Origin of the sequence: Bacillus sp. RK1064 (genome assembly GCF_051488405.1) — a bacterium.
In the GTDB taxonomy this organism is placed as follows: domain Bacteria; phylum Bacillota; class Bacilli; order Bacillales; family Bacillaceae; genus Bacillus.
Map to the genome: position 1 here is coordinate 81,728 of NZ_JBPSCZ010000001.1, position 23,867 is coordinate 105,594.

29 protein-coding genes, 1 tRNA gene and 2 riboswitches are annotated in these 23,867 nt (G+C 41.3%); of the genes, 22 read left to right on the forward strand and 8 right to left on the reverse strand.

Going from position 1 to position 23,867, the window contains the following annotated elements; all coding sequences use genetic code 11:
- Positions 1 to 5 precede the first annotated feature (5 nt).
- From ACSSTM_RS00460 to ACSSTM_RS00480, 5 genes are all read left to right on the forward strand, one after another.
- Complete coding sequence (locus ACSSTM_RS00460) at positions 6 to 959, forward strand: ROK family glucokinase (protein WP_342689109.1); 954 nt, start codon at positions 6 to 8, stop codon at positions 957 to 959.
- 214 nt (positions 960 to 1,173) lie between these two features.
- Positions 1,174 to 3,093, forward strand: coding sequence for an LTA synthase family protein (locus tag ACSSTM_RS00465; protein ID WP_034661301.1), 1,920 nt, complete (start codon positions 1,174 to 1,176; stop codon positions 3,091 to 3,093).
- A gap of 86 nt (positions 3,094 to 3,179) precedes the next feature.
- A complete protein-coding gene (locus ACSSTM_RS00470; RefSeq protein ID WP_106037988.1) occupies positions 3,180 to 4,304 on the forward strand; it encodes a M14 family metallopeptidase in 1,125 nt (374 codons plus the stop codon).
- Positions 4,305 to 4,459: 155 nt separating this feature from the next.
- Positions 4,460 to 5,713, forward strand: coding sequence for an MFS transporter (locus ACSSTM_RS00475; protein ID WP_080869494.1), 1,254 nt, complete (start codon positions 4,460 to 4,462; stop codon positions 5,711 to 5,713).
- 77 nt (positions 5,714 to 5,790) lie between these two features.
- Positions 5,791 to 6,105 carry an MTH1187 family thiamine-binding protein gene (locus ACSSTM_RS00480; RefSeq protein WP_034662003.1) on the forward strand — a complete coding sequence of 105 codons (315 nt, stop codon included), beginning with the start codon at positions 5,791 to 5,793 and terminating at the stop codon, positions 6,103 to 6,105.
- 24 nt (positions 6,106 to 6,129) lie between these two features.
- On the opposite strand, the gene ACSSTM_RS00485 is transcribed toward ACSSTM_RS00480, so the two are convergent.
- Entirely contained in the window at positions 6,130 to 6,303 is a 174-nt protein-coding gene (locus ACSSTM_RS00485; RefSeq protein ID WP_003217333.1) for a DUF2759 domain-containing protein, read from the reverse strand.
- 157 nt (positions 6,304 to 6,460) lie between these two features.
- On the opposite strand from ACSSTM_RS00485, the gene ACSSTM_RS00490 reads away from it, so the two are divergent.
- On the forward strand, positions 6,461 to 7,099 hold the full coding sequence (locus tag ACSSTM_RS00490; protein ID WP_420734869.1) for an MBL fold metallo-hydrolase: 639 nt from the start codon (positions 6,461 to 6,463) through the stop codon (positions 7,097 to 7,099).
- Positions 7,100 to 7,147: 48 nt separating this feature from the next.
- Here the strand turns inward: ACSSTM_RS00490 and ACSSTM_RS00495 are convergent, their stop codons facing one another.
- Positions 7,148 to 7,390 carry a DUF2626 domain-containing protein gene (locus ACSSTM_RS00495; protein WP_003217440.1) on the reverse strand — a complete coding sequence of 81 codons (243 nt, stop codon included), beginning with the start codon at positions 7,388 to 7,390 and terminating at the stop codon, positions 7,148 to 7,150.
- A 213-nt stretch (positions 7,391 to 7,603) separates the two neighbouring features.
- Here ACSSTM_RS00495 and ACSSTM_RS00500 point away from each other — a divergent pair, with 213 nt between their 5' ends.
- The gene (locus tag ACSSTM_RS00500) at positions 7,604 to 7,984 is read left to right on the forward strand and encodes a Spx/MgsR family RNA polymerase-binding regulatory protein (protein ID WP_034661298.1); all 381 of its coding nucleotides are present in this window, start codon (positions 7,604 to 7,606) and stop codon (positions 7,982 to 7,984) included.
- Positions 7,985 to 8,039: 55 nt separating this feature from the next.
- Here the strand turns inward: ACSSTM_RS00500 and ACSSTM_RS00505 are convergent.
- Positions 8,040 to 8,110: transfer RNA gene (locus ACSSTM_RS00505), tRNA-Gln, on the reverse strand.
- Between the two features lie 98 nt (positions 8,111 to 8,208).
- On the opposite strand from ACSSTM_RS00505, the gene ACSSTM_RS00510 reads away from it, so the two are divergent.
- The 9 genes from ACSSTM_RS00510 to ACSSTM_RS00550 all read left to right on the forward strand — a co-directional run bounded on the left by ACSSTM_RS00510 (position 8,209) and on the right by ACSSTM_RS00550 (position 13,472).
- A complete protein-coding gene (locus ACSSTM_RS00510; RefSeq protein WP_034661297.1) occupies positions 8,209 to 9,081 on the forward strand; it encodes an STAS domain-containing protein in 873 nt (290 codons plus the stop codon).
- Between the two features lie 177 nt (positions 9,082 to 9,258).
- Entirely contained in the window at positions 9,259 to 10,329 is a 1,071-nt protein-coding gene (gene comGA / locus ACSSTM_RS00515) for a competence type IV pilus ATPase ComGA (RefSeq protein ID WP_034661296.1), read from the forward strand.
- The gene (comGB, locus tag ACSSTM_RS00520) at positions 10,310 to 11,350 is read left to right on the forward strand and encodes a competence type IV pilus assembly protein ComGB (RefSeq protein ID WP_034661294.1); all 1,041 of its coding nucleotides are present in this window, start codon (positions 10,310 to 10,312) and stop codon (positions 11,348 to 11,350) included. Before comGA ends, comGB begins: the two co-directional genes overlap by 20 nt.
- Positions 11,351 to 11,366: 16 nt before the next feature.
- Positions 11,367 to 11,660 carry a competence type IV pilus major pilin ComGC gene (gene comGC / locus ACSSTM_RS00525; protein ID WP_003217322.1) on the forward strand — a complete coding sequence of 98 codons (294 nt, stop codon included), beginning with the start codon at positions 11,367 to 11,369 and terminating at the stop codon, positions 11,658 to 11,660.
- A complete protein-coding gene (comGD, locus tag ACSSTM_RS00530; RefSeq protein WP_437403954.1) occupies positions 11,653 to 12,099 on the forward strand; it encodes a competence type IV pilus minor pilin ComGD in 447 nt (148 codons plus the stop codon). The genes comGC and comGD overlap by 8 nt, the downstream gene beginning before the upstream one ends.
- Positions 12,083 to 12,400: a competence type IV pilus minor pilin ComGE gene (gene comGE / locus ACSSTM_RS00535; protein WP_420734870.1), complete on the forward strand. Its 318-nt coding sequence runs from the start codon at positions 12,083 to 12,085 to the stop codon at positions 12,398 to 12,400. Before comGD ends, comGE begins: the two co-directional genes overlap by 17 nt.
- Complete coding sequence (gene comGF, locus ACSSTM_RS00540; RefSeq protein ID WP_095285387.1) at positions 12,339 to 12,839, forward strand: competence type IV pilus minor pilin ComGF; 501 nt, start codon at positions 12,339 to 12,341, stop codon at positions 12,837 to 12,839. Before comGE ends, comGF begins: the two co-directional genes overlap by 62 nt.
- Positions 12,836 to 13,219, forward strand: a complete 384-nt coding sequence (locus ACSSTM_RS00545) for a competence type IV pilus minor pilin ComGG (RefSeq protein WP_095285386.1) — start codon at positions 12,836 to 12,838, stop codon at positions 13,217 to 13,219. The genes comGF and ACSSTM_RS00545 overlap by 4 nt, the downstream gene beginning before the upstream one ends.
- 58 nt (positions 13,220 to 13,277) lie before the next feature.
- Positions 13,278 to 13,472, forward strand: coding sequence for a YqzE family protein (locus tag ACSSTM_RS00550; protein WP_024718846.1), 195 nt, complete (start codon positions 13,278 to 13,280; stop codon positions 13,470 to 13,472).
- A gap of 33 nt (positions 13,473 to 13,505) precedes the next feature.
- On the opposite strand, the gene ACSSTM_RS00555 is transcribed toward ACSSTM_RS00550, so the two are convergent.
- Positions 13,506 to 13,784 (reverse strand): DUF3889 domain-containing protein, encoded by a 279-nt coding sequence (locus tag ACSSTM_RS00555; RefSeq protein WP_223249903.1) that lies wholly within the window; start codon positions 13,782 to 13,784, stop codon positions 13,506 to 13,508.
- A 299-nt stretch (positions 13,785 to 14,083) separates the two neighbouring features.
- Between ACSSTM_RS00555 and tapA the strand changes: the two genes are divergently transcribed.
- From tapA to tasA, 3 genes are read left to right on the forward strand one after another with little or no spacing between them, the layout of a single operon-like run.
- The gene (gene tapA, locus ACSSTM_RS00560) at positions 14,084 to 14,611 is read left to right on the forward strand and encodes an amyloid fiber anchoring/assembly protein TapA (protein ID WP_034661284.1); all 528 of its coding nucleotides are present in this window, start codon (positions 14,084 to 14,086) and stop codon (positions 14,609 to 14,611) included.
- A 51-nt stretch (positions 14,612 to 14,662) separates the two neighbouring features.
- On the forward strand, positions 14,663 to 15,235 hold the full coding sequence (gene sipW / locus ACSSTM_RS00565) for a signal peptidase I SipW (RefSeq protein WP_095285409.1): 573 nt from the start codon (positions 14,663 to 14,665) through the stop codon (positions 15,233 to 15,235).
- A 57-nt stretch (positions 15,236 to 15,292) separates the two neighbouring features.
- Positions 15,293 to 16,093 (forward strand): biofilm matrix protein TasA, encoded by an 801-nt coding sequence (tasA, locus tag ACSSTM_RS00570; protein ID WP_034661283.1) that lies wholly within the window; start codon positions 15,293 to 15,295, stop codon positions 16,091 to 16,093.
- 67 nt (positions 16,094 to 16,160) lie between these two features.
- Here tasA and sinR read toward each other — a convergent pair whose 3' ends face one another.
- The 4 genes from sinR to ACSSTM_RS00590 all read right to left on the reverse strand — a co-directional run bounded on the left by sinR (position 16,161) and on the right by ACSSTM_RS00590 (position 19,359).
- A complete protein-coding gene (gene sinR, locus ACSSTM_RS00575) occupies positions 16,161 to 16,496 on the reverse strand; it encodes a transcriptional regulator SinR (protein WP_095285385.1) in 336 nt (111 codons plus the stop codon).
- A gap of 33 nt (positions 16,497 to 16,529) precedes the next feature.
- Entirely contained in the window at positions 16,530 to 16,694 is a 165-nt protein-coding gene (locus tag ACSSTM_RS00580) for an anti-repressor SinI family protein (protein WP_003217357.1), read from the reverse strand.
- Between the two features lie 182 nt (positions 16,695 to 16,876).
- On the reverse strand, positions 16,877 to 17,674 hold the full coding sequence (locus tag ACSSTM_RS00585; protein WP_437403955.1) for a YqhG family protein: 798 nt from the start codon (positions 17,672 to 17,674) through the stop codon (positions 16,877 to 16,879).
- Positions 17,675 to 17,688: 14 nt separating this feature from the next.
- Entirely contained in the window at positions 17,689 to 19,359 is a 1,671-nt protein-coding gene (locus ACSSTM_RS00590; RefSeq protein ID WP_034661278.1) for a DEAD/DEAH box helicase, read from the reverse strand.
- Between the two features lie 250 nt (positions 19,360 to 19,609).
- A riboswitch (glycine riboswitch) is annotated at positions 19,610 to 19,717 on the forward strand.
- 3 nt (positions 19,718 to 19,720) lie between these two features.
- A riboswitch (glycine riboswitch) is annotated at positions 19,721 to 19,816 on the forward strand.
- A gap of 104 nt (positions 19,817 to 19,920) precedes the next feature.
- Between ACSSTM_RS00590 and gcvT the strand changes: the two genes are divergently transcribed.
- The 3 genes from gcvT to gcvPB are packed head-to-tail and all read left to right on the forward strand — an operon-like array spanning position 19,921 to position 23,831.
- Complete coding sequence (gene gcvT / locus ACSSTM_RS00595) at positions 19,921 to 21,018, forward strand: glycine cleavage system aminomethyltransferase GcvT (protein WP_095285384.1); 1,098 nt, start codon at positions 19,921 to 19,923, stop codon at positions 21,016 to 21,018.
- Positions 21,019 to 21,034: 16 nt separating this feature from the next.
- Entirely contained in the window at positions 21,035 to 22,381 is a 1,347-nt protein-coding gene (gene gcvPA, locus ACSSTM_RS00600) for an aminomethyl-transferring glycine dehydrogenase subunit GcvPA (RefSeq protein ID WP_034661275.1), read from the forward strand.
- Entirely contained in the window at positions 22,374 to 23,831 is a 1,458-nt protein-coding gene (gcvPB, locus tag ACSSTM_RS00605) for an aminomethyl-transferring glycine dehydrogenase subunit GcvPB (RefSeq protein WP_034661274.1), read from the forward strand. Before gcvPA ends, gcvPB begins: the two co-directional genes overlap by 8 nt.
- The last annotated feature ends 36 nt before the right edge of the window (positions 23,832 to 23,867 follow it).

Sequence of the window (23,867 nt, forward strand, 5' to 3'; positions counted from 1 at the left end):
GGCATATGACAGGGGATTGGTTTGTAGGAGTTGATCTTGGCGGTACGACAATTAAGCTTGCGTTCATTAATCTATATGGTGAAATTCAGCATAAGTGGGAGATTCCTACGGATAAATCAGGGCAGACGATCACAGTCGATATTGCCAAATCAATTGACCACAAACTGGTCGAAATCAGTATGCCAAAATCAGCGCTTATTGGGATTGGAATGGGTGCACCTGGGCCTGTAGATAAAGTATCGGGGATTGTCTATAAAACAACGAATCTCGGCTGGACAAACTATCCACTCAAAGATCACCTGGAGGCAGAGACAGGACTTCCATCTGTCATAGAAAATGATGCGAATATTGCTGCACTCGGTGAAATGTGGAAGGGTGCAGGAGATGGCGCAAAAAATATCCTGATGGTCACACTTGGCACGGGTGTTGGCGGCGGTATTATTGTAAATGGTGAAGTTGTTCAAGGTGAGACTGGGGCTGGCGGAGAAATTGGCCATATTTGTGCCGTTCCATTCCAAGGAGCACCGTGTAACTGCGGAAGAACAGGCTGTATTGAAACCATTGCATCTGCGACTGGCATCGTTCGGCTTGCAAAGGATAAATTAGAAAGGGAGCAGCATACATCTTCACTTGGCACGCTCACTTCGCTGTCTGCAAAGGATGTGTTTAGGGCCGCTGAAAGTGGAGATGATCTTGCCATGCGTGTCGTAGAAGAAGTGACGACTCATCTTGGACTTGTCTTAGCGAATCTTGCCAGTGCGTTAAACCCAACAAAAATCGTGATTGGCGGCGGTGTTTCAAAAGCAGGGGAGCTTCTTCGCAGTAAAGTAGAGCACGTTGTTAAACATCACGCATTTCCGCCTTGCGCTGATGATGTCGAAGTCGTGATTGCTTCACTCGGAAACGATGCAGGAGTCATCGGTGGTGCATGGATGGCAAAAAACAAATGGCTGTCTTAAACAAAAAAGTCATCATGATGTCATTTTTATTAAAAAAAGCGATAGATGGGCATGATTTGAAATGTTTAGCATATTCATAAGTTTGTCATGAGGAAAAAGACATTGATTTTCCAGCACATACAGGATAAGATATAGTTTAGTTATTTTTGAAAAAGCACCAATAATTAGGGTATTCCCTAACTTGAGTGCATGCTTAGAGCATAAGGAGGTTACAATGCGAAAGAAAAGATTAAAGGCGATTTCATTTTTACTGATTGCGACATTGTTAATGTGGGTCAAAACCTATGTTATCTATAAATCTAGCTTTAATATTAAAATAGAAAATTTCATGCAGGAGTTTATCCTGTTTATTAATCCGCTTAGCTTTCTCTTGTTTATCTTCGGTATCGGTTTATTTATGAAAGAAAAAAATCGCAATCGATATATCATCGTGATGAGCTTTATCCTGACATTCATTTTGTTAGCTAACATTGTGTTTTATCGATTCTATAGTGACTTTCTAACCATCCCCGTCCTATTTCAAACAAACAATATGGGTGACCTCGGGTCAAGTATTACCTCTTTAATTGAACCAGTCGATTTTCTGATGTTCGTTGATATTATGATTTTAATGTGGCTCTATAAAAAGCAGCCTTCCTTTAGAACGGATGTCACCATTTCACGAAAAGAACGAGCAGCTTATTATTTATTTGTGGCAGCCACTTTCTTCTTTAACCTTGGTTTGGCTGAAACAGAAAGACCAGAACTGCTCACTCGCTCATTTGACCGTGAGATGCTGGTGAAAAATATTAGCTTATATAATTTCCATATTTATGATGGAGTGTTGCAATCGAAGCAGTCTGCTCAACGAGCCCTTGCTGACAGTAATAGCTTAACGGAAATTGAAAACTATGTAAGCGCAAATCAAACCGACCGTAATGAAAAGACGTTTGGTCAAGCGAAAGGGCGAAATGTCATTCTTGTCTCCCTAGAGTCTACTCAGAGCTTTGTGGTCAATGAAAAATTAAATGGGAAAGAAATTACCCCATTTTTAAACAAACTAATCAAGAAAAGCTACAACTTTACTAATTTCTATCATCAAACAGGTCAAGGGAAAACATCGGACTCAGAGTTTATTGTTGATAACTCTCTCTATCCACTTGGAAGAGGGGCTGTGTTCTTCACAAACCCAAGCAATGAGTATACAGCCACACCTGAGTTGTTAAAGGATGAGGGGTATCACTCTTCTGTTATTCATGCGAATAACAAAAGTTTCTGGAATCGTGACCTGATCTACGATAGCTTCGGCTACGATAAGTTTTTTGATATTAAATCATTTGATGTGAATGAAGAGAACTCAGTTGGCTGGGGCTTGAAAGATGGTCCGTTCTTTGAACAGTCAGCGGAATTGATGAAATCGATCCCGCAGCCTTTCTATACGAGATTGATTACATTAACGAATCACTTTCCATTTGATCTAGATGAAGAAGATAAGCTCATTGATGAATATGATTCTAAGAGCAAAACGTTAAACAAGTTCTTTCCTACAGTGCGTTATCAAGATGAGGCGCTGAAGATTTTCTTTGAAAAGATGAAGGAAACAGGTTTGTACGAAAATTCCATCTTTGTTTTATATGGGGATCACTATGGAATTTCAGAAAACCATAACGAAGCAATGGGACAATTTTTAAATAAAGAGATTACGCCATTTGAAGAAGTGCAGCTTCAAAAAGTCCCGTTTGTTGTACACATTCCAGGGATCACAGATCAACATCCAAAAGAAATTAACACGGTAGGCGGTCAAGTCGATATCCGTCCAACTATACTCAATCTTTTAGGAATTGATACAAGTAAACAGATTCAATTTGGTCATGATCTTTTATCAAAAGATAAGAATGACTTTACCGTGCTTCGTGATGGCAGCTTTATTACGAAGGACAGTGTTTTCACAGATGGAGTTTGCTACAATAAAGAAACGGGTGAGCCAAGAGAAGATGAGACCGTTTGTCAGTCTTATGAAGAGAAGGCAAAGCAAGAGCTCCAATTCTCTGATCAAATCATCTACGGTGATCTCCTTAGATTTTATGACCGGAACAGCCCGGACCATTCTCCATCCAAAAAAGAAGATGAAACGAAGCTGAAAAAGGCGTCCTAACATATGAGAAAACCTCTGCTATTTTTAGATGCAGAGGTTTTCTTTTTTTGTCTGCCGGCTCATATAGTATGAGAGGAGGGATGTAAATGAAGACAACGTCGTTTGGGAAAATTGAATGGCAGCTGGATGAAGCGGGAAAGGATAATGTGGCAAAACAGTTAGGGATAGGGAATGCGGCTTTTCATTTATCCAATCAAACAAGCACTGATCACCTTCTTTTACCGGGATATAGACTTCCGGAAGGCATCCATTCATTTTCTTCCATAGGTGAGCTGCAGAAATTTATTGCGCCTTACAGGCTGCAGCAATCCGATGATTGGATCAATGGAACCTTTGAATATGATAGTGCTCAATTAGAAGAAGAGCTGAGCCGCTTGAAAGCCGCATTTCCTTTTCTTCAAATCAGCATAATAGGTCATTCAGTGCTTGATACACCTATTTATGAAATCCGAACAGAGCCTGTTCAGCATTTACATTCTATTCATTTGAATGCCTCTTTTCATGCAAATGAATGGATCACGACGTCTGTTTTAATAAAATGGCTGAAATCGCTGAGTTTGGCTGCATCTGATCCTGTGCAAGCAAGACATCATGAAGCCGTTCATATTCTGCGAACCACAGCTCTCTCCATCGTGCCAATGGTGAATCCAGATGGCGTAGACCTCGTTCGGAATGGACCTGAGTCACTAGGTCTCAGCAGTGAAGAATTCACATCGCTACATGGTGGATATGCTGATTATCAGGAGTGGAAAGCAAATATACGAGGTGTGGATTTGAACAATCAATTTCCTGCTTATTGGGAGATCGAATACTATCGTCATCAGCCTAAGGCACCGGCCTATCGGGATTTTCCAGGGCGCGAGCCGTTAACAGAACCTGAAGCGAAAGCGATGGCAAATCTAGCGTTACGAAAACGCTTTGACCGGCTGATCGCTCTCCATACACAAGGAGAAGAGATATACTGGGGCTTTCTTGGCCACGAACCTGCCATCTCAAAAGAAACGGTCAAACGATTCGAGCAAGTAAGCGGCTATAAACCGGTTCAATATCTTGACAGCTATGCAGGCTATCGCGATTGGTTTATTTATCAATTTCACAATGAGGGCTATACAGTCGAGCTTGGATTAGGGAAAAATCCTCTTTCCATGAATCAATTTGATTCCATCTATGAGAAAACAAAGCGGCTGTTATGGGAAGCATGTAAGTGTTAAAAAGCACCTGTCAGGTGCTTTTTACATTTGAACGTGAATCAATTTCTTATTGTCAATAAAAATAATGTTAGAGCAATTGACGGAGGCCGCCTTGTGAGCTATTGTGAAAAGTACGGATGTAAAAAAAAGGATATGTTTTAGGGAGATGTCGAACATTGAGTGCTCAAAGCCTGTGGAAAAGGAATTTCACTTACTTATTTATTTCTAAAATGTGCAAAATAACAGCTGATAGTTTATCTTTCAACACCATCTTGTGGCTTTTAGTACTAGGCGGGAAAGGGGCAATTGGAACAGCTTTTTTTATTGCGGTCAGCTTTGTTCCGCAAGCCATTGTTGGGCCGCTGATTACCCCAATGATGAAGCCGCATCAATTGAAATTTTGGATGTGTTTTGCTGATTTAACAAGAGGAGCGATAATCCTTGTGATCGTGGTCAGTTACTTTTATGATTTCACGCCATTAGCACTTGTGATTGGCTGTATGCTGCTTCATTCGGCGACTGGTGGCTCCTACGAACCGGCGTCCGTATCAATTATTCCAAAGCTTGTCCATGAGGACCTCATACAAAAAGCGAATGCAACCATCCAATCAGCAAGTCATGTGGTCAGGCTTGTGACGGTAACGATTTGTGGTGTCATGATTGCATTTGTAGGGGTAGGATATACAATGCTTGTGATCATTCCTCTTTATCTCTTGTCCGCTTTATTGGTATTAATCATTACATATGAAACAGAAGTCATCATCGATAAAGCCAAAAAAGGGTTATCATACGGAAAAAGATTAATTCGGGGATTTTCACTTGTTAAAAGGCATCATATTTTGTTTCCATTGGCGATTTTTTGTGTCTGTTCAAACTTCGCTGCAGCACCATGGGAAGCATTGTCTGTTATTTATTTAACAGAGGATTTACATAGTGGACCAGTTATCTATTCATTTATTAAAGTCACAACGGCACTAGGTGCCTTCTTGATGGGGTTTGTTTTGACAAAGGTAAAAGTGAACCGGTATGGGCTGCTGTTTATAGGTGCCGGGATCGTTGATGGAATCTCGTTCTTCATCACAGGCATGAACGCATTTTTACCACTTGTGTTTATATCAGCCTTTGCTTTAGGGGCTGCCATTAGTGCAGTCAACGTGCCTGAACATACAATGATTCAATTGTCAGTAAAAGCAGAGGATCAGCCGCAAGTGTATGCGATTATCAACATGATCTCCTTCTTCATGATTCCGTTAGGCGCTCTCATTGGCGGCTATATGGCGACACTATTTGGGTCTGGGTATGTCATTGCGGCTGGCGGCATCATTGAAGCTGTGTCAGGGATATGCCTGCTTCTATTCACAAAGATTGGGAAGGTAGAGAGGGCGGATTTGACGATAGAACGAGACAAACCTTCTTTAAATGCAACGTGAGCATGGCATGATGGATTGTGAATAGGTTACAATGAGGACGAGAAAACATGAGGATTCAATGGAAAGGGGCAAGAAACATGGCCATAGCAGATGTGACCATCATTCCAATAGGTACTGAAACACCAAGTGTCAGTGCTTATGTAGCAGATGTACAAAGAATTTTAGAAGGCTTTCAAAAAGAAGGGAAAATTAATTATCAATTAACACCAATGAATACGTTAATTGAAGGTGAATTATCTGTTTTATTTGAAGTCATTCAGCGCATTCATGAAGCACCTTTTGAAAAGGGATTGCACCGCGTAGCCACCAATATCCGCATTGATGACAGGCGGGATCAAACCACAACGCTTACAAGTAAAATAGAAAGCGTGAATAAGCACTTGAATCAATAAAAAAAGCCTGCTATATGCAGGCTTTTAATGTGCGGTTGGATAACCGCTATAGATGATGGTCATGACAGTAAACCATCCAAAAACCAAAAATGTCGCGCCAGCAAAAGCGATGGCAAGTACGTTCACTTTTTTAAGTGAGCGATAGATCCCGAGTGCAGCTAAAATCGTGACTAGACCAAAAATAATGACGAGCATCATGTGAAAGTCCCCCTTTGTCATCAATCCCCTTGATTTCCTTTCTTTTCATTTTAACCGTTTTCATAAAGCTTGTCGAGTAGATTCAAGTTGACGATTGTTTGAATTTTTATTGTGTAGCCTTCATAATAAAAAAGAATGAATAAAGTAGGTGATGAAAATGAATTGGAGAAGAATGCCACTAGGCTATGTACAAGCGAATGCGTATATTTGGAAAAATGAGCACGGAGAATGTTTAATCTTTGATCCAGGCGGTGAAGCACAAAAGCTGATTTCCTATGTAAAAGAAAAACAGCTCACACCGCTTGCTGTCTTACTGACACATGCTCATTTTGATCATATCGGTGCCGCAGATGAGGTGCGGGCAGAGTGGGGAGTGCCACTCTATGTACATGAGAATGAAAAAGAATGGCTCACGAATGCTGAATTAAACGGTTCAGCTCGATTGATTGGGAATGGAATTACGGTCAAAGAAGCTGAAAAATTAATCACGTCAGAAGGAACTCTTCAAATTGGATCGTTTACATTAGAGATGTTCCATACACCTGGGCATTCACCAGGCAGTGTGTCTTACTATTCGGCGGAAGAAGGATTTGTGATTTCTGGTGACACGTTATTCGAAGGTGGCATCGGGAGAACAGATTTAGTAGGGGGCAGTCAAGAAGTGCTGCTTCAATCGATTCATAACAAATTGTTGTCATTACCAGAATCAACTCTTATTTTAAGTGGACATGGCGGTGAAACCACTGTACTCACAGAGCAGGAGCAAAATCCGTTTATCAATGGTTTTTCTCTTTAAACACAGGTATGAAAAAAGCATCTCTTTTTAAAGAGACGCTTTTTTCAATTAATGTCCGGTACCGGGAACCATGATGAAGATCGAATAATATGTAAATCCGGCAAAGAAAATCGTCAAGTACGCTCCGAAAATGTAAATATACATTCTTTCGGATAAATTCAAGTAGGATAAAAATACAAAAAGAACGGTTTGACCGAAGAACAGCAACGATGCATCTTTCATATGCCCTAAATAGAACATGACAGCAAAAATACCCGTCCAAAAGCCAAGCACGCGGAACATGCGATTCATTTCTTTCCCTCCCCTTAAAAAAACCCCTTTGATTCATATTATAGCTGATCACCACTTGTTATGTAAACATTTACATTTTTGACAACGTGTGAACATTTATTTTACAAGTAGAAAAAATTTTTTTGAAAAAGTGATCAAAACGTGTTTATGCCGAAATACATGAGGGTACTTACTCCATAAGAGAAAAGGTTAACGACCTAAGGAGGAAGACTAATGAGTGACATTACTTTTTATTCATACCCGAGCTGCACGTCTTGCCGCAAAACAAAACATTGGCTAAAGGCGAATCAAATTGATTTTAAAGAGCGTCACCTTTTCAGAGAAACGCCAACCCTAGATGAATTAAAAAAGATTCTTTCCTTAACAACAGAAGGAATGGATGAAATTTTAGCCACACGAAGCCAGGCTTTTAAAAGCTTAAATTTAAATATTAATGATTTAAAAGTAAACGAGGTTCTTCAGCTTCTCATTGAAAAACCAAAACTGCTCCGGAGACCAATTATCCTTGATGGAAATAAATTGGTAGTAGGCTATAATCCCGGGGAACTCATGAAAATATCAAAAAAGAAAGCGATTCATCAATCGGTTTCCTAATAAAAAACGAAGATCAGCTGAAACATTCTTCAGCCGTCTTCGTTTTTGTGCTGAACTGGGCTAGCTGGGTTCGAACCAACGATCACGGAGTCAAAGTCCATTGCCTTACCACTTGGCTATAGCCCAATATCAAACGTGTAATGATATTGTTCACCATCTGCGGTCATTTATACATAAAAGTTGTATGTCACTAGTTTTAAGTGAAAAAGGAGCGGAAGAAGTAAATGAAAAATGAAAAATCTAAGCAATTATATGAATTTATCCTAAAAGAAGCCCCTGTCATGACCGAAGAATGGCTGAAAACAAGAACAGAAGAAGGCTCATTATATTCCAAACATGCTTCAGAGGAAACGGAAATGAAGCTGAAGGAACAGAACACAGCGTTTATTCAAACCATTGCAGCAACGCTTGTGACGCTGTCAGACAAAGTAGAAAATCATTTAAAAAAATGGTCTGTTGATATTGCACGTGATCGAGCCGTTCACGAGGTGCCTTTATATGAAATCATTGGACAATTTAAGATATTCCGTCAGATTTTCTGTTCGAGAATCGAGAAATTCATACTAGAAACCGAGCTTGAAGTGACGCTCCAAGATGTGTGCGGGTGGAATCAGCATTTTCATTCCACGTTTGATAATATGATCGAGCGTTTATCAGAAGAATACGACCGTGTGACACTGAGTCAGCTAAATGCACAAAGAGAGATGATTCAGGAACTGAGTGCTCCTGTTATTCCAGTTTCAAAGGAAATTGGGATTTTGCCGCTCATCGGAGAGATTGATACGTACCGGGCCAAAATTATTCTAGAATCCGTACTAGAACAGGCTTCAAGACTGCGTCTAACGCATTTGTTTATTGATATATCAGGCGTACCGGTCGTTGATACGATGGTTGCTTATCAGCTCTTTAAAGTGGTGGATAGTGCGAAGCTTCTAGGAATCGAGACGATTATTTCAGGCATCCGCCCAGAAATTGCTCAAACCGTCGTGAAATTGGGCATTGATTTCTCAAAAGTAAATACTGAACACAGCCTTGCAAAAGCTTTAGAAAAAAGAGGATTTCGTATTTTTGAAGAACAGCCGCAAGAAGCAACATGACCAAAAAACCTGCACTTGTAAAAGTCAGGTTTTTTTATATGCTCTTTTTTAAAAAACCACGTTTTCCATCGCAAGCTGATGATTTTTTCGCATGATTAGTCGTTAAAATGATAAAATGCTCTTTTGTCAGACAGGTTCCTCCAACTTACAATATGGTCAGAGAAGGGAGTGAACCATTTGTATGGTATTGAATATTTGGGACAAGAGCTGCTAGAAGAAGCATGCCGCATGAGAGCATCTGATGTGCATATTGTTCCAAAAGAAAAGGAAGCGTCGGTATCTTTCCGCGTAGACTCAGATTTAATTCAGCAGCGAACCATTGATAAAAAAAGCGGCGAGCGGCTCATTGCTCATTTTAAATTTTTATCATCCATGGATATAGGGGAAAAAAGGAGGCCGCAAAATGGGTCACTAGCTGTGATGCTAAGAAGCGGCCAGGTGTTTATTCGGATGTCTACCTTACCAACTGTAAATGATGAGAGCTTAGTGATTAGAATATTGCCGCAGGATCATGTTCCAAAAATAAAACATCTGTCACTATTTCCGAAAGCCTCCACCAGGTTATTATCATTTTTGAATCATTCGCATGGGCTGATTTTATTTACCGGTCCAACAAATTCAGGGAAAACAACAACCCTTTATTCATTAATCCAGTTTGCAAAAAAGAATTTCAACCGAAATATTATTACACTTGAAGATCCTGTGGAAACAAGAAATGAAGAAGTGTTACAGGTTCAAGTGAATGAAAAAGCCGGCATCACATATGCCGCAGGATTACGTGCTATTTTAAGACATGATCCAGATCTGATTGTGCTAGGAGAAATAAGAGATGCCGAAACGGCCCGAACGGCAATTAGAGCAGCACTGACAGGCCATTTAGTGATGAGTACGCTCCATGCGAAAAATGCAAAAGGAGCCCTTTATCGTATGCTTGAATTTGGTGTCACAATGAATGAACTCGAACAAACGATGGTTGCGATTGCTGCGCAGCGATTAATCGAGCTCACCTGTCCTTTTTGCGGAGAAACATGTCAGCTTTACTGTAAATTAAATCGACCGGTCAGACGAACAAATGTATTTGAACTGCTGTTCGGAAAGGAGCTTGGTGAGTGTATCAAGGAGGCTAAAGGAGAATATGCTCACTCGTCATATGAAACACTGCAAAGATTAATTCGTAAAGGAGTGGCACTAGGCTATTTATCGAAAAACACCTATCATCGCTGGGTTTATGAAGAAGCAAGCCTCTAAAGCATGGTCGAAAAAGGACCAAGCGGAATGTCTATCAAAACTTGCTCAATTGATTCAGGCTGGATATACAGTGATTGAGGCATTAACGATGGTGAATATCCAGTTGTCGAATGAGCAGCAGCAGCAATTAACACCGGGCATTCAGTGGCTGCTCGAAGGGGAGCCTTTTTATGTGGTGCTGGAGAGACTCCAATTTCAGCGGGAAGTCATTGCCATATTAAGTTTCTCCGAAAAGCATGGCAGTCTAGCACAAGCACTTGAACAAAGCGCGCGGTTTTTAGAGAAAAAAATCAAACAGGTAGACACGTTTAAACGCATGTTACGTTACCCGATCTTCCTCATCTTTACGGTTTTGGTCGTGCTCATACTCGTTCAGCAAATGATCATTCCTCAATTTTCTCTCTTGTACTCCTCGATGGATACCCGAATGTCATGGCTGATTCAAGGTATGTTTGGACTTTTTCAATTGCTGCATGTTTCTCTCCTCCTCATCGGCTGTGTGTGTATCTGTTTGACCGGATACTATGCTGTCTTTTTTAGGAAAAAGTCCACCCTTGAGAAGCTGAGGGTGATAAGCAGGTTTCCTTTTTTATATAAAGGAATGCGGCTGTTGCATACGTACCTTTTCTCTCTTCAGTTAAGCGGACTGCTTCAAGCTGGATTATCGATGTACGAGAGCTTGCTAGCTTTTAAACAGCAAAGCTACTTACCCTTTCTTCAAGAAATATCAGAACAGATGATTGAAGAGCTAAGAAAAGGAGAAAGCATGGCACATCAAGTAAGCTCGTCTCCTTTTTTCGAGAAACATTTTGCAGCCGTCATCGAGCATGGTGAAGCGAGCGGGATGCTTGCAAGAGAAATGTACACGTACAGCCAATTTCTATTAGAGAATGCAGAGCTGAAAATTGAAAAATGGATTTCGTGGCTGCAGCCGGTTATCTATGGTGTGACAGCACTTCTTATACTCATTGTGTATCTATCTATTCTTTTACCAATGTATCAACTCATGGAGCAAGTGTAAGAAGGAGGACAAAGACATGAATGATAAAGGATTTACCCTGTTAGAAATGTTAATTGTCATGCTCGTGATTTCGATTCTTTTACTTATTACCATTCCGAATATCACTCGTCACCACCAAACGATTCAAGCAAAGGGCTGTGAAGGGCTTAAATCAATGGTGAGCACACAGGTGATGGCATATGAATTAGAGCATGATGGCAAGACACCATCTTTAGCTGAATTAGAAAAAGAAGGCTATGTCAAAAAGGGATTAACGTGTCCTAATGGAAAAGCGATTGTCATTCAAAACGGCCATGTGAAGCATGAATAAATTGATTTTTCATGAGAAGGGTTTTACCCTCATTGAACAGCTAATGATCTTACTTGTTCTATCGATTCTATTGTCGATCATAGGAGGAAAAATCCCAAATTTAATAGAAGGCGCTGAAGCCAAAAGACAAGTGGACATCATGAAACAAGATTTTCAATTGGCTGCTTATACTGCATTTATCAAAAAAACACGTGTGTATGTTGAATTCCATTCGCCACATGTATCGTATCAGGTAATCGATCAAAAGGATGGCGAAGTCATTGCTTCTTTTCAGCATCAAAAGGGAAGCATTAAGGCTTCTACATTTCCACAAGGTATCTATTTTAATGTAAACGGACATCCAAGCAGCGGCGGGTCTCTCATCATTCAATTTGGCAGTCAAACGTATAAACTCACGATCTATTTAGGAAGCGGGCGAATCCATGTTCAAAAACAATAGAGGGTTTAGTACGATTGAGGCGCTGTTTGCTTGTCATATCTTCCTATTTACAGCCCTTGTGCTCATGCCAGCCTATGAAAAAATCATGATAGGGAAAAATGAAGTAAGAGCCAAACTTGAAGCTTACCAAATCTTGCATGAACAGATGAATGAATCGTTCATAGATGGTACAAAACCTTCTGTCAAAAAGAAACGAGGCGACGTCACATATGTATTCAATTGGAGTAAAGAGAAGGGATGTGTATCATACAAAATACAAAAAAAGCAGACCATATGCTTTCACCATGTTGCTGAACGGTGAACAAGGTTTTACCCTTGTCCAGGCTTTGTGGCAATTACAGCTATTTTTGTTCCTTTCTTTTGGCTGTGTACTAATCTTTTCTACAGCTGAGAAAGCCCGTCCTTTTGAAGAGATTAACCGATTTTCACAAATGGAGTGGAAACAGACTGTCCTGCAATTAGATGAGGAATTAAGCCGTGCAACGGCTGTTAGATCGGTGCAAGGAGGTAAAGCGTTAGAGTATGTATCTAGTCAAGGGCGAGTGGTAACGATTGAGCCATATCAAGAGATGCTTCGGAAGCGAATGGATCAAGCAGGCCATCTTCCTTTATTGCAAAAGGTGAAAGAATTTCGTGTCAGAACGAATCAATATAGAGCCATCCTGAAAGTCACAGATGAATCTGGTAAGGTGTATGAAGCCGTTTTTTTCATATATAAAGGGGTGGTTCCTACATCGTGAAAAGAGAAGGAGGATTTATCTATCCGCATGTACTGGCTGCGATTCTATTTTTTCTCTTGATCCTAGGATCAATGACGATAGGGTTTCAAAAAGAGCTGAGAAGTGCAGAGCTGACGATTTCTTTTTATAAAAAACAGCAGCTTTTCAGGGTGGGGGCGAGTGAAGCTGCCCGTACATTACATCGTTTGTGTGAAAAGCAGCATACCCATATTGACACTGAAGAAGGCCGCGTGACATTGAAGCAGATGACATGCGATCAAAAGAAAAAGCGTATCCTCATGTTAGTCAGTGTGAAAGCAAAGGATGGTTTATCAGATGAGCGGGAACTGGTGCTGGATTGGAAGACCCGTGAAATCATGAAATGGGCAAACCCTGAATAGCCAGTGTATAAAATGATCCTCTTCTAGGTAACACTTGAAGAAAGAAGAGGTGAATGTGTTGAAAACCAATGACTATGTAAAATATATGACGCAGGAAATCATTAAATATATGAATACACCACGTGACGAACGGAAGGAACATAAACAAGAGAAAATGGAAACGAAACCGCCATTTTCACAGCGTTTATTTGGGGTTCTGCCGTTTGGGTTTTCAATGATGTTAAAAAAACGTCAGCGACATCGACGAAAGTAAAAAGCCGCCAGCAGGCGGTTTTTTTATGCCCCTTTAGCTGTATTCTTCCACAACAATCACTTTATTGACCTTGTTTGAGTAAGGGTTATAAGAAATAGTGACAAATACCCCAAATTCTTTGGTGTGGTCTTTTAACGTAATATGATACTGTTTCACAGATTCCTTCTCACGATGACGGTCCCATACTTTTTGTTTGAATAAGACTTGTGCCAGCGGATATCGTTTCTTTGCTTCTTTGACTGCCCGTGTTTCCCATTGATCTGCGGCGGCAGTGAAACCTTTCGCATCCGCAGGATTGGCGTCGTGTATCATAGGGCTCAACAGTAAACTGAGCATGATTATCATCTTTCCATATTTCACTTCACATCACCTCACCTGTTATTATTCTGACCAAATGCTGCACTTTTATGTAAATTTTTAAGAAGTACAAATGTCACACAAAAAATTATTGAATACGGCGAAAGAATGAGAAAATGGAAGAATTTTCTCGTAATGGTTCTTGTTTACGAACAAAATGGACTAATTTGACGTTTTGGGTTTTATAGGTATTTCCTTATACTGTATGTAATCGTTCTTATTAAAGAACAATTGTTCAAGGAGTTGGAGAATGAATGAAACAGTCGCTCTTTGTACTCTTTTGTGCCATTTGTTTGATTTTCACATCTCTTTTGATCTCAACAACGAACGCTTCTTTTAACGATGTTGAGCACTCAAACTTTGTCATGAAAACATGCGAAAATTTTGAACAGACGGATCAGCATTGTCAGCCTACCAAATGGGATAGAAGTCATTTGGAACTCATCGATCAAACGATGAACAAAGGAACAGTCTGCGCGCCTCAAAAGCTGAGCATGACACTAAAAAATAGTGGACAACCTATTGCACACTCTGAATGGAAATGGGAATTACATAAAGTAAAAAGTGAGCAGAAGCCGTTACAAGATGGTCATATTCTTGAAAAAGGCTCTATACAGTCCCTTCTTTCACAAGAAACAACGACTGTCACGACAGATAAAGCAAAAACGAATGGAATCTATGCGTTTAAAATCTATTATCCTAAAGGTTTTGGTGGATCTGAAGAAGCATTCATATGGTCTAAACATATGCAGCTCGCAAAGTGTCAAGAAAAGGCATCCTAAATGGAGCTGTCTTCTAAAGGAAACAATGATAGGCGAAGGGGAGAAGAGGTCATGAAAAAATGGATGAAGATGTCTGGAAGTATTCTTTATCTGGTGGTGTTCACGGTGATGATTGCATGTATTATTGTCGTATTGTCTTCAAGAACTACTGGGGGAGATCCACAGATTTTCGGTTATCAATTCAAGCAAGTATTATCTGGATCAATGGAACCGGAATTTTCGACTGGCTCACTCATTGTCGTAAAAGAAGTGACTTCACCGGAGGCGCTTAAAAAAGGAGATATTATCACGTTTCAAACGAAGCAGGACCAGTCTTATGTGACCCACCGAATTGTTGGGGTGAAAGGAAAGGGAGCAAATAAAGCCTTTGAGACGAAAGGTGACCACAATATGTATCAGGACGGCACGCTAGTAAAAGCGGATCAGGTGGCTGCGAAGTATACGGGTGTGAACATTCCTTATGCAGGAAAGCTTCTTTCGTATGCAGGGACTTCAGCTGGAACTGCGTTGCTGCTCATTATACCAGGTGTGATGCTGCTCGTTTATTCCACTCTTCATTTTGTGGGCGCTGCAAAACACCGAAGACACACAGCTGATTTACATATGTCAGAGGAACAAGCTTAAATTTTCGTTTGTAACCTAATTAGGTTTCAATAAAACAATTTATTAGGGGGTTCATTCATGGCAAAGAAAAGATCAATTCGTTTAGGTGTATTATCAGGGGCTTTAGGCCTTGCATTAATCGGCGGGGGGACATGGGCGGCGTTTAACGATGTAGAAAAGGCAAACGCGGTCTACTCGACAGGAGAGCTGGATTTATCAGCAAAAGAGAACTCCGGCGCCATCAACCTTGCGAACTTAAAACCTGGTGATCGGATCAAGAAAGAATTTCATTTTGAAAATAAAGGATCGCTTGCGATCAATCAAGTGCTGATGAGTCTTGATTACAGCCAGTTTCAAGACGGAGCTTCCGCGAAGAATGGCGGTAAGAATACAGCTGAAGAATTTCTCAGCCAGTTTCAGGTGAGTGTTCTTACGGTTGGAGCCGAAGGTGGAAATGGTTATCCGAAAAATATTATCTTAGACCATGCAAACCTGCTTGACTTGCATCAACTAACGTCAAAACAGGATCAGACCGCATTTGAAAAGCTTCGTCATGCCGTCGATGAGAAGTTTTTACATGAAAGTGGGAAGATTAATGTAGCAACTGTTGATGGAACAGTGGCTCCAGAGTATGACGGCATTCCAAAGAACCCGTTTGATTACGATAAAATGGAAATGATCATTGAATTTGTCAATGACCAGACGAAGGATAAAGCTGGTCACTATATCCAAAATAAATACCAAGGCGATGCGATTCAAATTGATCTTTCCTTCGAAGCGACTCAGTGGAATGGTTTAACGATCAATCCCAAAAAGCATACGGATGAAAAAGGCTACGTGAAAGAAAACGAAAAAGCACACAGCGAAGATAAAAAATAAAGCCAGTCTTTAGACTGATATCAAGCTCTGCATAGCAATTGGAGGAGTATGCGCTAAAATGTGCGCTTTACTCCTCTTCTTGATTTTTTTTCCAGATTTGATAATCTAAAAATTCACGAAATTGCTTTTTCGAAACCCCTGATGTCATTGCATCTCGAACTAGTTTTTCCCATTCACTATCTAATTGACCATCGTATTCGGTTTCATCTTTTTCGTGTAACAGTGTATGAACCGAGACGTCCAGAACAGCGGAGACTTTTTCAAGAAATTGAATGGAGGGGTTTGTTTGCAAGTTTCTTTCTATTGAGCTTAAATAAGACTTCGCTACCCCAGCCTTTTCGGCCAGTTCTGATAGTGAGTAGCCTTTTTCATTGCGGTATTGTTTAATACGCTGGCCAATCAATGTCATCACCTTCCTTTCGATATTATAGCACATTCAGAAAGGTTTGATAGAATGACTTCTTACCAGAGGGTGAGACTCAGAGGACTTTTCACTTGATTTGAGGAATTGACGGACTTCTTCAACTGTTAGCCCTGCTTTACGAGCTTCAAGTAATAATTGAACCCATTCACTGTCTAATATGTTCGTTTTCTTTTCCATACAAATACCCTCCTAAAATACTGAATCATGTATTTCAGGCACTTAACGCATGAAATGGAAAGACACAGGTGGTAAGACCTCATAGTTTGCTTGCGTCATTTTTCCGCCCAATACAAACAGACAAACGTTGCTTTTGGCTGATCGAAAATTGTATGTCACATGAAAGGGAGGGGACCTATGGGTCAACCTCCTCTTTTTTGCTGTAAGTAAAAAAGTCCGCCATTTTCAATCGTAAGACTGATTTTTGGTTTGTATAAAGTTTTGAGTGCTTGTCTTTCTATTTCATATTCTACAGACGTGTCTGAAGTCCCTTCATAAAATTGGTTTAAAAGTTCAGTGTCTTCTTTCCATTTTTGAACAGCTCTCACCGCCCAATTGTCTGGTTCCTCATGGGCGTAACGCTCCATTAGACTATAGAGCCGTTTGACTCCGCTTTCTGGCTTGATCATTGTACTCATTGTAAAGCAATAATCGGGAATTTGAGATGACAGCTCACGGGTTTCCAGCTTTTCTTGAAATTGTTCAACGACTTCTCCGCGTATTAGATGAAGTCCTAGTGATAAAAGCTTATCCTTCTTTCGATCTGCGAGATAAGAAATTTTCACATTGAGACCAAGCCATGGCTCGAGTGCGATCTGGTTGTTCGTGAGCGGAGTGACTCGTTCATAGAGACGGATAAAACGGCCCTGCTGTTTGACAGCTTCAAATATTTGAAATAAACGAGGGGAGCCGAAGTGGATAAATTCACCCTCAATCGTATCATCCACTTTTTTTTGATCGGTGATGAGGGTCAATTGCCGCGGCTCTGGTACACCACCAGTTTTTTCAAGCCAGTGCCAATAAAAAGGGCGGTTCATAATCAATTTATCCATATCGATGGTTAGTTGTACGGTCATATGTCCTGCACTTTCTTCTAGTATGTCGCATTGATTTGCCTGAAAGAAACGGAGAAGAAAGGTATGTATGTCACGCTGCTCCATTGATCAACTCTCCTTTATGAGCCTTGCTGTCTTTTTTCTAAAAGTGGTGTTTTTGCTTCTGATAAATAGGAAGCAAACTGGGTTAATTTCTTTTTCATGTCTCCGTCTGATTCGTGCTGAAAGAGAATCTGATGTAGTTCTGTTTCGGCATCTTTGATATCTATTCGCGTTAAAATATCATCTAGATCGCCAATGACGTTTTCAAACAGCTGAATTTTTTCATATAAAAGCTTTAAGATATGTTCCTCAACGGTTCCGTTTGTTGCCATATTGTAAATGTGGACATCTCGCTCTTGTCCAAGGCGGTGGATACGTCCAATTCGCTGTTCTAGACGCATCGGGTTCCACGGAAGATCGTAGTTGATGATTTGGTTACAAAACTGAAGGTTGATTCCTTCGCCGCCCGCTTCTGTCGCAATTAACACTTGCGCCCGTTCTCTAAATAAATCTTTCATCCAATCTTTTTTGCCCCGCTTAAAGCCGCCTCGAAAAGGAACGGAGCTGATGCCATTTTGCTGAAGAAACCATTGTAAATAAATTTGTGTCGCGCGGTATTCGGTGAAAATAATGACCTTTTCATTTAACTGCTGAATAAGCTTGACGACTTCAAGCGCCTTTGTGTTTTGCTGAACTTGATTGATTTTCTCCATAATTTGCGCTATAGCAGAGAATCCAAGGATATGTTTTTCATCTTCCTGCATTTTTTTAATTGTCATATAGACCGCCTCGCGGCTTGAACAGCATTCTCGTTCCAAGGTCATGATGGAAAACATGTGCTTTGCATAAGACGGGTTCTCTTTCAGCTTGCAGATTTCATCATACAAAGCTTGTTCCGTTGGAGAGAAATCAATGGAAATCGTTTTGACATGCCGTTTTGTCCACTCGATGCCTGTGTCTTGCCTTCGGTTACGAATCATCACTTTATTCACAAGCTGTTTTAATCGGTCGTGGTCTTCAAGCTGTAAATCCTTTTTGGCAAAGACATCTTTAAACTGATGTTCATTCCCGAGGTGGCCTGGCTTCAGAAGGGAAACGAGATTAAATATTTCTCCGATACGGTTTTGGATAGGTGTCGCTGTCAGCAGCAGGCAGAATTTCTTATTTAGATTTCTCACAAATTCATAGTTTTTCGTTTTATTGTTTTTCAGTTTGTGTGCTTCATCAATAATGACCATATCGTAGGCAATTGATAAAATGGTGTCTCGATGCGGCTGTCTTTTGGCTGTATCAATGGAGGAAACCACGACGTCACACTGCTCCCAGACGTAGCTCTTTTTTTGTTCAACAGCATCAATGTAAAATTTCGTCCGCAGCTCCTGTACCCATTGAGACACAAGGGAGGCGGGGACAAGTATGAGAATTTTTTTTGCAAGTCCACGAATCATGTATTCTTTGATAATGAGTCCTGCTTCTACGGTTTTTCCAAGTCCCACTTCATCTGCTAAAATGGCTTTTCCGTTCATCTCTTCTACGACTCTTCTGGCTACTTCAAGCTGATGTTTTAAAGGCGTGAATGCAGGCAGGTGCGCGGGAGCTTGCAGTCCTTCAAATGAATCAATGGCTGTGACTTTTTGGACCTGCGTCGCTAAACGGTACATTTCCCAGTTCGCCCAGGGGCCGTCTGCTGCAAGCCGCTGCTGAAATTCACTTGCCCATTCCTGATCAAAAATCGTTTGAATATTCAATGTAATTGCCTGCCTTTCTAATAGGTTAAGGGTAAAATTGTTCTGTATTTAAACGCTTCATTTTTTAAGAGGTCTTTAAAAGACTAGATATATGAATAAAAGCGAACGATAGTGAATGTTTGTTTAAAAAATGTTAATGATTTTTCTATTGCTCTTCATCCGTTTCTAATGGTAGGATGTTGGTAAGTGATCTAGAAAATAAGTCACCCATTTTGATAGTATGTCCAATAAATGTGAAGAATATGAGCGGATGATGGTATGGGGAGAGACTTGGCGGTTATTTAGCACTGGCAGGCGCCGAAGGAGCAAGCTGAATCGTTTCAGTGAATCTCTCAGGCAAAAGTACTCTTACCGGACGCAACTCTGGAGAGTGTTTGCTCATCGATTTTTAGCAAACCACCAAAGGGGAAAACGCACAATGCTGTTGTGCTGTAAACTTTCAGGTGCAAGGACAGAGACTTCTTTTTGATAAAAGGGAGCGCTCTGTCCTTTTTTGCTGCGATTTTTTTCTGAAAATTCAGCTTGTGATCTGCACTGAAAGAAAAAAGGGGGAAACGATTGATGTTGAAACGAACACCGCTTTTTCATGCGTATGAAACGTTTGGCGCAAAAACCATTGACTTCGGGGGCTGGGAATTACCTGTCCAATTTTCTTCCATTAAAGAAGAACATGAAGCTGTTCGAACAAAAGCAGGGCTTTTTGATGTGTCTCACATGGGTGAGGTGGAAATCAAAGGTCAAGATGCCCTTCCTTTTTTACAAAGGTTATTAACCAATGATGTGTCTAAGCTGACAGACGGTAAGGCACTATATACAGCCATGTGCTATGAAGATGGCGGGACGGTGGATGATCTGCTCGTCTATCAAAAAGAAAAGAACAATTATTTGCTTGTCATTAATGCATCAAATATTGAAAAAGATGTGGATTGGCTGCTTCAGCATCAAGATGAGAACGACGTATTGATCCAAAATGTCTCTGATCAAATCGCCTTGCTAGCCCTTCAAGGACCTCTTGCTGCTGACATTATGAAAGATGTGGCGGATGAAGAGGTGACATCTCTCAAGCCATTTACATTTTTATCAAAAGCTGAGGTCGCTCAAAAAGAAGTGCTTGTTTCAAGAACGGGCTACACAGGGGAGGACGGCTTTGAAATCTACTGCCAGTCAGAAGATGCGGTCCACATCTGGTCGGCTTTATTAGAAGCAGGCAAGCCAAAAGGGTTAATACCGTGCGGGCTCGGTGCACGTGACACCTTGAGATTTGAAGCAAGACTTCCGCTTTATGGCCAGGAGCTGACAAAGGATATCTCTCCATTAGAAGGCGGGATTGGCTTTGCTGTCATAACGGATAAAGAAGCCAATTTTATTGGCAAAGAAGCGCTCAAAAAGCAAAAAGAAGAGGGAGCGAAGCGAAAGCTTGTCGGCATTGAAATGATCGATAAAGGGATTCCGCGCACAGACTATCCGGTCTTTTCAGGAGAAAAGCAGATTGGGGTTGTCACAACGGGCACACAATCCCCAACACTAAAGAAAAATGTCGGGCTTGCTTTGATCGAATCTTCTCAGGCGCAGCTTCAGGCAGAGGTGGAAGTACAAGTTCGCAAAAAACGTCTAAAAGCTAAAATCGTCTCGACACCATTTTATAAAAGAGCCAAATAATGAGGGGGAATAGAGGATGAAGCACAGGTATCTGCCGCAAACAGAGCAAGATCAAAAAGAAATGCTGGATGTCATCGGCGTTCAGTCGATTGATGAGCTTTTTTCAGATATCCCAGAAAAAGTGAGATTTAAAGGAGCATACAACATTAAACCAGCCGCATCTGAAACAGAGCTCGTAAGGGAATTATCCCGATTAGCTGCAAAGAATAAAGATACGGTTTCCTATGCATCGTTTCTTGGTGCCGGTGTATATGATCATTACCAGCCTGTTATTGTTGATCATGTCATCTCACGTTCTGAATTTTATACAGCATACACACCTTATCAGCCGGAGATTTCGCAAGGTGAATTACAGGCCATTTTTGAATTTCAAACAATGATTGCTGAGCTGACGGGTATGGATCTTGCTAACTCCTCGATGTATGATGGCGGGACGGCATTAGCTGAAGCGGCGATGCTCGCTGCGGGACATACAAAAAAGAAAAAAGTGGTTGTTTCTGAAACGGTTCACCCTGAATCAAGAGCAGTGCTAAAAACATACGCCAAAGGACAGCACATCGAAGTTGTTGAAGTGCCTGCGAAAAAAGGGCAGACGGATCTAGCAGCATTAGAGAAGGCCGTCTGCGACGATACAGCAGCAGTTCTTGTGCAATATCCAAACTTTTTTGGTGTCGTCGAACCGTTAAAAGACATTGAACCTATTGCGCATAAAGGGAAAAGTCTGTTCATTGTCTCAAGCAATCCGCTTGCACTCGGGTTACTGACGCCGCCAGGAAAACTTGGGGCAGACATTGTCGTTGGTGATGCACAGCCGTTTGGCATTCCAGCAGCGTTTGGCGGACCGCATTGCGGATATTTTGCTGTGACGAAAAAGTTGATGCGAAAAGTGCCAGGTCGTTTAGTGGGGCAGACAGAAGACGAAAATGGTGTTCGTGGGTTTGTGCTGACCCTTCAAGCGCGTGAGCAGCATATTCGGAGAGATAAAGCGACGTCCAATATTTGTTCGAATCAGGCATTAAATGCATTAGCCGCTTCCGTTGCCATGACAGCACTCGGAAAAACAGGCATCAAAGACATCGCCTATCAAAACGTGCAAAAAGCGCACTATGCTAAGACGCAGGCTCAAACATATGGACTGCTTGCTGATGTAGAAGGGGCCCATTTTAATGAATTTGTGATCAAATTACAAGAGCCTGTGAAAGAAGCCAATAAACGATTGCTTGAAAAAGGAATCATCGGCGGCTATGACTTAGGGATAGACTACCCAGAGCTTCAACATCACATGCTTGTCGCCGTAACAGAGCTAAGAACGAAAGAAGAAATTGATACGTTCATTAAGGAATTGGGGGATCGCCATGAATAAACAAGATCAGCCGCTTATTTTTGAATTATCCAAAGAAGGAAGAATTGGTTATAGCCTGCCTGATTTAGATGTACCTGAACAGGAGATCCCGTCTTTATTTGATGACACGTATATCCGTCATGAGGATGCTGAGCTTCCTGAAGTATCTGAGCTTGATATCATGCGTCATTATACAGCATTATCAAGACGTAATCATGGGGTCGATTCCGGATTTTATCCTCTTGGCTCTTGTACGATGAAATATAATCCTAAGATTAATGAAAAGGTCGCACGCCTTGCAGGCTTCGCGCAAGTCCATCCACTACAGGAGGCAGACACTGTGCAAGGTGCATTAGAGTTACTCCACGACCTGGGTGCTCATCTTGAAGAAATTACTGGGATGGACGCTGTGACATTACAGCCTGCGGCAGGAGCACACGGGGAATGGACAGGACTCATGATGATCCGTGCGTACCATGAAGCAAGAGGAGACCATAAGCGAACAAAAGTCATTGTGCCTGATTCTGCCCATGGAACGAACCCGGCATCTGCGACAGTGGCCGGATTTGAAACCATTACCGTCGCATCTGATACGAATGGGCTTGTTGATTTAGAGGACCTGCGCCGTGTTGTCAATGAAGAAACAGCTGCTTTAATGCTGACGAATCCGAATACACTCGGCCTATTCGAAGAAAATATTTTAGAAATGGCTGAAATCGTTCATGGAGCTGGCGGTAAGCTTTATTATGACGGAGCCAACTTGAATGCCGTTTTAAGCAGAGCAAGACCGGGGGATATGGGATTTGATGTCGTTCACTTAAATCTTCATAAAACCTTTACAGGTCCACACGGAGGCGGAGGCCCTGGTTCAGGTCCTGTTGGTGTAAAAAAGGATTTGATTCCGTACTTGCCAAAGCCGGTACTTGTGAAGAAGGAAGGCCGCTTTTACTTTGATGATGATCGACCAGAATCAATTGGCCGCGTGAAGCCGTTCTATGGCAACTTTGGCATTAACGTCAGAGCATATGCGTACATTCGCTCTATGGGTCCAGACGGCCTAAAGGCTGTAACGGATAATGCCGTGTTAAATGCGAACTATATGATGCGCCGCTTAAGTGCTCATTTCGATTTGCCATTTGACCGTCACTGTAAGCATGAATTTGTCCTTTCAGGTAAACGTCAGAAAAAATTAGGTGTGCGGACACTCGATATTGCTAAACGATTACTTGATTTTGGCTATCATCCGCCAACGATCTACTTCCCGCTCAATGTAGAGGAATGTATCATGATTGAACCAACTGAAACAGAATCAAAAGAAACTCTTGATGCCTTCATCGAAGCGATGATTCAGATTGCCAAAGAAGCAGAAGAGAATCCAGAAGTGGTACAGGAAGCGCCGCATACGACGGTCGTCAAACGAATGGACGAAACAAAGGCCGCGCGGAATCCAGTCCTCGTTTTTGAAAGATAAAGAAAAAAAGACTCAGGGGGACCACGCTCCCAGAGT

Bases quoted from the DNA above. Each gene is read 5' to 3' on its own strand.
- ACSSTM_RS00460 (WP_342689109.1), top strand. From the start codon at position 6: ATGACAGGGGATTGGTTTGTAGGAGTTGATCTTGGCGGTACGACAATT.
- ACSSTM_RS00465 (WP_034661301.1), top strand. From the start codon at position 1,174: ATGCGAAAGAAAAGATTAAAGGCGATTTCATTTTTACTGATTGCGACA.
- ACSSTM_RS00470 (WP_106037988.1), top strand. From the start codon at position 3,180: ATGAAGACAACGTCGTTTGGGAAAATTGAATGGCAGCTGGATGAAGCG.
- ACSSTM_RS00480 (WP_034662003.1), top strand. From the start codon at position 5,791: ATGGCCATAGCAGATGTGACCATCATTCCAATAGGTACTGAAACACCA.
- ACSSTM_RS00485 (WP_003217333.1), bottom strand. From the start codon at position 6,303: ATGATGCTCGTCATTATTTTTGGTCTAGTCACGATTTTAGCTGCACTC.
- ACSSTM_RS00490 (WP_420734869.1), top strand. From the start codon at position 6,461: ATGAATTGGAGAAGAATGCCACTAGGCTATGTACAAGCGAATGCGTAT.
- ACSSTM_RS00495 (WP_003217440.1), bottom strand. From the start codon at position 7,390: ATGAATCGCATGTTCCGCGTGCTTGGCTTTTGGACGGGTATTTTTGCT.
- ACSSTM_RS00500 (WP_034661298.1), top strand. From the start codon at position 7,604: ATGAGTGACATTACTTTTTATTCATACCCGAGCTGCACGTCTTGCCGC.
- ACSSTM_RS00510 (WP_034661297.1), top strand. From the start codon at position 8,209: ATGAAAAATGAAAAATCTAAGCAATTATATGAATTTATCCTAAAAGAA.
- comGB (WP_034661294.1), top strand. From the start codon at position 10,310: ATGAAGAAGCAAGCCTCTAAAGCATGGTCGAAAAAGGACCAAGCGGAA.
- comGC (WP_003217322.1), top strand. From the start codon at position 11,367: ATGAATGATAAAGGATTTACCCTGTTAGAAATGTTAATTGTCATGCTC.
- comGD (WP_437403954.1), top strand. From the start codon at position 11,653: ATGAATAAATTGATTTTTCATGAGAAGGGTTTTACCCTCATTGAACAG.
- comGE (WP_420734870.1), top strand. From the start codon at position 12,083: ATGTTCAAAAACAATAGAGGGTTTAGTACGATTGAGGCGCTGTTTGCT.
- ACSSTM_RS00555 (WP_223249903.1), bottom strand. From the start codon at position 13,784: ATGATACACGACGCCAATCCTGCGGATGCGAAAGGTTTCACTGCCGCC.
- tapA (WP_034661284.1), top strand. From the start codon at position 14,084: ATGAAACAGTCGCTCTTTGTACTCTTTTGTGCCATTTGTTTGATTTTC.
- sipW (WP_095285409.1), top strand. From the start codon at position 14,663: ATGAAAAAATGGATGAAGATGTCTGGAAGTATTCTTTATCTGGTGGTG.
- tasA (WP_034661283.1), top strand. From the start codon at position 15,293: ATGGCAAAGAAAAGATCAATTCGTTTAGGTGTATTATCAGGGGCTTTA.
- ACSSTM_RS00580 (WP_003217357.1), bottom strand. From the start codon at position 16,694: ATGGAAAAGAAAACGAACATATTAGACAGTGAATGGGTTCAATTATTA.
- ACSSTM_RS00585 (WP_437403955.1), bottom strand. From the start codon at position 17,674: ATGGAGCAGCGTGACATACATACCTTTCTTCTCCGTTTCTTTCAGGCA.
- gcvT (WP_095285384.1), top strand. From the start codon at position 19,921: ATGTTGAAACGAACACCGCTTTTTCATGCGTATGAAACGTTTGGCGCA.
- gcvPA (WP_034661275.1), top strand. From the start codon at position 21,035: ATGAAGCACAGGTATCTGCCGCAAACAGAGCAAGATCAAAAAGAAATG.
- gcvPB (WP_034661274.1), top strand. From the start codon at position 22,374: ATGAATAAACAAGATCAGCCGCTTATTTTTGAATTATCCAAAGAAGGA.